Genomic DNA, 5617 nt, shown 5'->3' with positions numbered 1-5617 from the left:
GCCGGGATGGCAAGGGGCGGACCACGCATTACGTGTTTGAGCCAGGGACCTTCATTCCGGTCGCGCAAGGTGTGATAAACCATATTGATGAAATGATGCATCAGCCGAGCTATGATTTCCCATATGACATTGACCGGGATCCAGTGTGGCAACACAAACCGGTAATGAGACGTTTTGATAAGATTGGCTGGTGGCACTGCAATTATCTCGGAACACCCCATGAGTTTACTGATGAGAGCGGGAAAATCGCCTGGAGTGGAATCTTTCAGGCTTGGGGGGGAACCTGCGAAACAAATGGAAAAGCTAAGCGGGCGGAAATTTGCAACCCTGTTCGACTACCTGGTCAGTATTTAGATACAGAAATTGGGCTACACTACAATAGATATCGTTACTACGATCCGCGCCTGGGGCGCTTTATTGGAAAAGATCCGATCGGATTCAGCGGGGGGCTGAATGTATATCAATATGCTCCAAACCCCTTACAATGGGATGACCCTAGAGGCTTATCTCCACTCAGCATAATCAAAGCAGTCGCAGAGTTGCGAAGTGGTAAAAGCGTTACCGTTTGCTCTTACAAAGAGGCTTCCGCCGTATTGTTCGGAGCCTTTCCTGACGCTCAGAAATCGGCAGGCGCGGGTGATAAAACTCCAGACAAGATTGCTAGGGATAAAGCTGCTTTCAAGTCCCTCCGCCAAAATGGTACGGGAAGAGCCAGCTATCATATGGATTTCAAAATCAATCCAGTAACTGGAGTTCTTTATGGCCATGAATCACTTCCCGACGGCCATGCGCATAAAACTTTGCCTCATATTAATATAGTCACACCAGAAGGATCTAGAGCAGACATCTTCATCGAGAGAAATCCTAATTGCCCGGGCACGAGACCAAAAAGACGATGAAAATTTATAACCATCTTCAAAAAATAAAAAAACATTTAAAGCAGAATAAAAAACTATGGCTAGAACACGAATATAATGAAAACGGAAAAATCTACAAGAAGGAATTTTTCATAATATTCCACAATAACGCCTTCCATGTTGGTCTTGACGAATATCTTGAGGACTATGAAGACGCCACCGACCTTTACAGGGTACATATACGCAAGTCATATACCAGCCTGTCCGAAGCAATGACATTCATAACCAGCGAACTCCGCATAACGGAAGATGAGATTCTCTTTAAATGCAACAAAAGCTAGCTTGATTGAATTGACAAACACACATCGGGATTTAGAAATGCACGCACTGCTAGGAAGCCAAAGAACGATACGAACGTTGAAGCGGCACGAAGCTCACATGCTATACAACCTCGATCGAGGTCGATGAGCATACGATACCCTGGGTCAACTGCCGTAAAGGATCAATGTTGCCGGTGAGGTCACCTAATACCGGTAAGGGGTGATGGAGACTGCGCAGTTCAGCAGAATTTTTAAGAGGACTTGATGATGCCACAAATTGTAAGACTTAACGACTCAACCGATCACGGAGGTGAAGTAATTGAATCCATACCCCATACAAACCTCAACGGCAAACCAATGGCCGGCAAGGGCAACATGGTTTTCTGCCCTCTATGCAAAGGCGAGTTCCCCATCATCGAGGGCAGTGATACCTATCGGGTGAACGGAGTCCCCGTCGCTCTCGACGGCATGAAGACCGCGTGCGGCGCCAGCTTGATCGCCAGCGCATCACACGGCAGCGTTCATCGCTGAGTGAACTAGGCCAGATTGAGTAGGTGAACAACAGACATCCCAGCAGTATGTCTGTTGCCGCCGCTGCTGACCTACGAGCAAGGCGTGATCGCCCGAGGAATGTATGGCATTGCCGGATGGCATCCTCCCCAAGCGCCTGGCAGCGCTATTGGCGAGGAAGAACCCGACATCAATCTCCAGCTGTTCGGAGTGCCGCTCGCTAAACAACTTAAAGGCCTGCAGCGCAACCTTTTCGATGCCGGCTTCGACTGTAACCCTGGAGAGCCTATGGCCTGCCCAGCGAACCGCTGTTGCAGCCCGAACTGGTTGTCGCCCTCCCCTTTGGCGATGTTCAATCCAGCATTCCAGAGCGAGCTGCACCGGATTGTCGAGCTGCGCGGAAGCGGAACTGGCGCGTCGACTCAGCCTCGACGGCTATCCCGTGCAGCAGTCATATATCAGTCGCATGCGCGATGCCTGACCATCCTGCGCGAGCTGTGGACCGAGACCAAGGACGAGCGCTTCTTTCGCGTAGCCTGTCTGTTTCGACCTTAGCCAGCCCGTGGGGAAATCGTCGCGCTGACTGGACACCTGGCAGAAAACGAGCTGCACGGCGGACTGATATCGATGCCCAAGGCCCAGATCAGCCATCAATCCGCTACCCCAACCACCCGGAATCGCTGTACTTAAAAATGTACTTAAATTTCGTGGCTGCTGGTGGATTCTGGCAGATTGCGCTGGAACGAAAAAAGACGCCGAAGCGTCTATTTTCAAGAACTTACAGACTTCCATGGAACTCTGTAGATCGATATTTGGAGGCGGGAAACGAGACTCGAACTCGCGACCCCGACCTTGGCAAGGTCGTGCTCTACCAACTGAGCTATTCCCGCATTGTAAAACTTTTACCGCTTTTGGCGTGAAGCGCCTTGACGACCTTCACCACCACTGCACCGCATAGACGCCACAGTATTTAAACTGGAGCGGGAAACGAGACTCGAACTCGCGACCCCGACCTTGGCAAGGTCGTGCTCTACCAACTGAGCTATTCCCGCAAATGGCGTCCCCTAGGGGACTCGAACCCCTGTTACCGCCGTGAAAGGGCGGTGTCCTAGGCCACTAGACGAAGGGGACACACAACACTTTTCAGTGCACCAGCACATGAACCTCACGGTTCAGACTGGATTTTCTTTTCCTGCCCCGCCGTTAAGCAGTGCCGGAGAAACTGGAGCGGGAAACGAGACTCGAACTCGCGACCCCGACCTTGGCAAGGTCGTGCTCTACCAACTGAGCTATTCCCGCAAATGGCGTCCCCTAGGGGACTCGAACCCCTGTTACCGCCGTGAAAGGGCGGTGTCCTAGGCCACTAGACGAAGGGGACACGCTACAAGCATTACTGCTTGCTTTCACTTCCTGCCGCGTTTCGCTGTGTGCTTTACGCTGCAAGTGGCGCGCATTCTATGGATGGATCGGGAAGGCGTCAACCCCTTTGTAGAAATTTATTTAAATCAAAGACTTCCGGGTGGGTTGGGGTGTAAATGCGGGCCGGGTTGTCGATAGAGAGAGCAGTCATCCTGCACTGGCCTCTTCGCGGCTTTAGCCGCGAAAGGACCAGCACTGGCATACAGCCGCTGTTCGCCCCTTGGCAAACTCACTACACTCAAAGCTGTAATTCTTCTTCAATGAGGCATTAACGGTGACACCACTTCTGATCACCCTGCTCATCGTGGCGGGCATCGCGTTGCTGATCGTGATCGGCTACCTCAACAATGTGGTCGAAAACGGCAAACTCGAACGCGCCCGGACCAAGATCGAGCTGGCCGACCGCCTGCGCCGCTGTGGCGAAATCACCGAGACCTTCCCGGGCCAGTTCATGACCCCGGCCCTTAAACTGTTGCTCACCCGCCTGGAGCTGAACCTTACCCAGCGCCAGCTGGCGGTGGACAAGCATAATGCCGAACTCAAGGCGCGCATTGCCGAGCTGGACGTGCTGATTGCCCTGGGCGAAAAGATCCCGGTGAACAACCCGCCCAACCCGATCCATACCGAGATCAAGGCCAAGGACGTGCGCTTCTTGCTGGAGGCCATGCACAACCAGGTGACTCGTGCGGCCCAGGAAGGCTTCCTGACCACGCCTGAAGCCAAGCACTGGGTCAAGGAAATCCGCCACATCCTGGTCCTGCTGCATATCGAGTTCTTCAACAACCTCGGCCAGCAAGCCCTGCAGAAGAACCAGCCCGGCCAGGCACGCCTGGCATTCGAGCGCGGCGTGCAGTACTTGCGCAAGCAGCCGGAGCCGAAGGTGTATGAAGAGCAACTGACGTATCTGGAAAAGCTGCTGGCGCGGGCCAATGCCCAGGTGCTGGACCGCATGGCACCTGCGGAGGACGAGCACAACGAACTGACCGACGGGCTCAAGACCGATGCAGAAGAGACCTGGAAGAAGAAAGTGATCTACGACTGATTCGTTAGCCTGTGCTGGCCCTGTGAGAGCGGCCAGTACAGCGAACCTGTTGGTCAGCAGTCTGTCAGCTCCAGGAAGATCGCCGCCAAGCGTTCCAGCCCCGCCTGGTCTGCCTCGCTGAACCGCCCAACCTTCGGGCTATCCAGGTCCAGCACACCAATCAACCGTCCCGCCTTAACCAACGGGATCACCAGCTCGCTGTTGGACGCGCTGTCACAGGCAATGTGCCCCGGAAACGCATGCACGTCCTCTACCCGCTGGGTCTGGCGCGTTGCCGCCGCTGCACCGCACACGCCCTTGCCGAACGGAATGCGCACGCACGCCACCTGGCCCTGGAACGGGCCCAGCACCAGCTGTTCGTTGCGGTTGAGGTAGAACCCCGCCCAGTTCAGGTCGTCCACCTGGTTGTACAGAAACGCCGAAAACTGTGCGGCATTGGCGATGAAGTCACGCTCGTCGGCAAACAGCGCCTGCACTTGCGCCGCCAGCAGGTGGTAGCCGTCGAGGCCGGCGCCACTGGCATTAAGGTCGATCATTTACTTTGCTCCAGCAATTGCAGCCCGACCCAATAGCGGGCGAACTGATAGGCACAACGGCCATTACGGTTACCGCGGCCGGTGGCCCAGCGCACGGCGAGGATGTCGAGTGCTTCAGAGCGCTGCCAGGCAAGCCCGGCAGGCCGTGCCAACTGGCCAATCCAGTGCTCGACAACATTCAGGAAGTGGTCCTGGGTAAACGGGTAGAACGACAGCCACAGGCCAAAGCGGTCAGACAGGGCAATCTTGTCCTCCACCGCTTCGCTGGGGTGCAGTTCGCCATCTACGCGCTTCCAGTTTTCGTTGTCGCTTTCTTTTTCGGGCACCAGGTGGCGGCGGTTGGAGGTGGCGTACAGCAGCACGTTGTCCGGCGCCTGCTCCAGCGAGCCGTCGAGCACGCTTTTGAGTACCCGGTAGTCGCCCTCCCCGGCCTCGAACGACAAGTCGTCACAGAACAGGATGAAGCGTTGTGGCAGATTCTGCAGCTGCTCGACCACCCGTGGCAGGTCGGCCAGGTGGTCGCGTTCAATTTCGATCAGGCGCAGGCCGGCGCTGGCATGCTCGGCCAGCAAGGCGCGCACCAGCGACGACTTGCCAGTACCGCGCGAGCCCCACAGCAGCGCGTGGTTGGCCGGCAGGCCGTTGATGAACTGGTGGGTGTTGCGGCCCAGCTGGTCGCGCTGCTGGTCGACGCCGATCAGGTCGGTCAGGCGGATGTCCAGGCTGACTTCCAATGGCAGCAGATAACCGCTGCGGCCATCGCGCTGCCAGCGCGCGGCCAGGGTGGTGCCCCAGTCGATGTTCGGGCGCTGTGCCGGTAACAGGGGCTCAAGGCGCGCCAGTACCGATTCGGCGCGGTCCAGAAAAGCAATCAAGCGAGCGTCCATGACGACTCCTAACAATTCAGATTCGAGGCTGCTGTGCTGGCCTCTT

The 5617-nt window shown here is 55.8% G+C and carries 5 protein-coding genes, 5 tRNA genes and 1 pseudogene; 4 read left to right on the top strand and 7 right to left on the bottom strand.

The window, feature by feature from the left end; genetic code table 11:
- From ACK1VC_RS27560 to ACK1VC_RS27550, 3 genes and pseudogenes are all read left to right on the top strand, one after another.
- Positions 1-899 (top strand): RHS repeat domain-containing protein (locus ACK1VC_RS27560; RefSeq protein WP_449118165.1); only part of this gene is annotated, 899 nt, incomplete at its 5' end.
- Between the two features lie 545 nt (positions 900-1444).
- Positions 1445-1708, top strand: a complete 264-nt coding sequence (locus ACK1VC_RS27555; protein WP_031312394.1) for a PAAR domain-containing protein — start codon at positions 1445-1447, stop codon at positions 1706-1708.
- A gap of 456 nt (positions 1709-2164) precedes the next feature.
- Positions 2165-2326: pseudogene (locus tag ACK1VC_RS27550) on the top strand (ParB family protein); the annotation flags it as partial.
- Between the two features lie 178 nt (positions 2327-2504).
- Here the strand turns inward: ACK1VC_RS27550 and ACK1VC_RS27545 are convergent.
- The 5 genes from ACK1VC_RS27545 to ACK1VC_RS27525 all read right to left on the bottom strand — a co-directional run bounded on the left by ACK1VC_RS27545 (position 2505) and on the right by ACK1VC_RS27525 (position 3065).
- Positions 2505-2577, bottom strand: a tRNA-Gly gene (locus tag ACK1VC_RS27545).
- An 86-nt stretch (positions 2578-2663) separates the two neighbouring features.
- Positions 2664-2739: transfer RNA gene (locus tag ACK1VC_RS27540), tRNA-Gly, on the bottom strand.
- 3 nt (positions 2740-2742) lie between these two features.
- Positions 2743-2818: transfer RNA gene (locus ACK1VC_RS27535), tRNA-Glu, on the bottom strand.
- Between the two features lie 92 nt (positions 2819-2910).
- Positions 2911-2986: transfer RNA gene (locus tag ACK1VC_RS27530), tRNA-Gly, on the bottom strand.
- Positions 2987-2989: 3 nt separating this feature from the next.
- Positions 2990-3065, bottom strand: a tRNA-Glu gene (locus ACK1VC_RS27525).
- Between the two features lie 315 nt (positions 3066-3380).
- Between ACK1VC_RS27525 and ACK1VC_RS27520 the strand changes: the two genes are divergently transcribed.
- On the top strand, positions 3381-4148 hold the full coding sequence (locus tag ACK1VC_RS27520; protein ID WP_016485458.1) for a hypothetical protein: 768 nt from the start codon (positions 3381-3383) through the stop codon (positions 4146-4148).
- A gap of 53 nt (positions 4149-4201) precedes the next feature.
- Here ACK1VC_RS27520 and ACK1VC_RS27515 read toward each other — a convergent pair whose 3' ends face one another.
- Both ACK1VC_RS27515 and ACK1VC_RS27510 read right to left on the bottom strand, forming a co-directional pair.
- The gene (locus ACK1VC_RS27515; protein ID WP_016485457.1) at positions 4202-4684 is read right to left on the bottom strand and encodes a GAF domain-containing protein; all 483 of its coding nucleotides are present in this window, start codon (positions 4682-4684) and stop codon (positions 4202-4204) included.
- Positions 4681-5571 carry an ATP-binding protein gene (locus tag ACK1VC_RS27510; RefSeq protein WP_191087384.1) on the bottom strand — a complete coding sequence of 297 codons (891 nt, stop codon included), beginning with the start codon at positions 5569-5571 and terminating at the stop codon, positions 4681-4683. Before ACK1VC_RS27510 ends, ACK1VC_RS27515 begins: the two co-directional genes overlap by 4 nt.
- Positions 5572-5617: the final 46 nt, after the last annotated feature.

The sequence above is a fragment of the Pseudomonas sp. XP2 genome (genome assembly GCF_053557975.1).
Note: the sequence above shows the minus strand (reverse complement) of the source record. Positions and strands in the feature narration are given on the sequence as shown.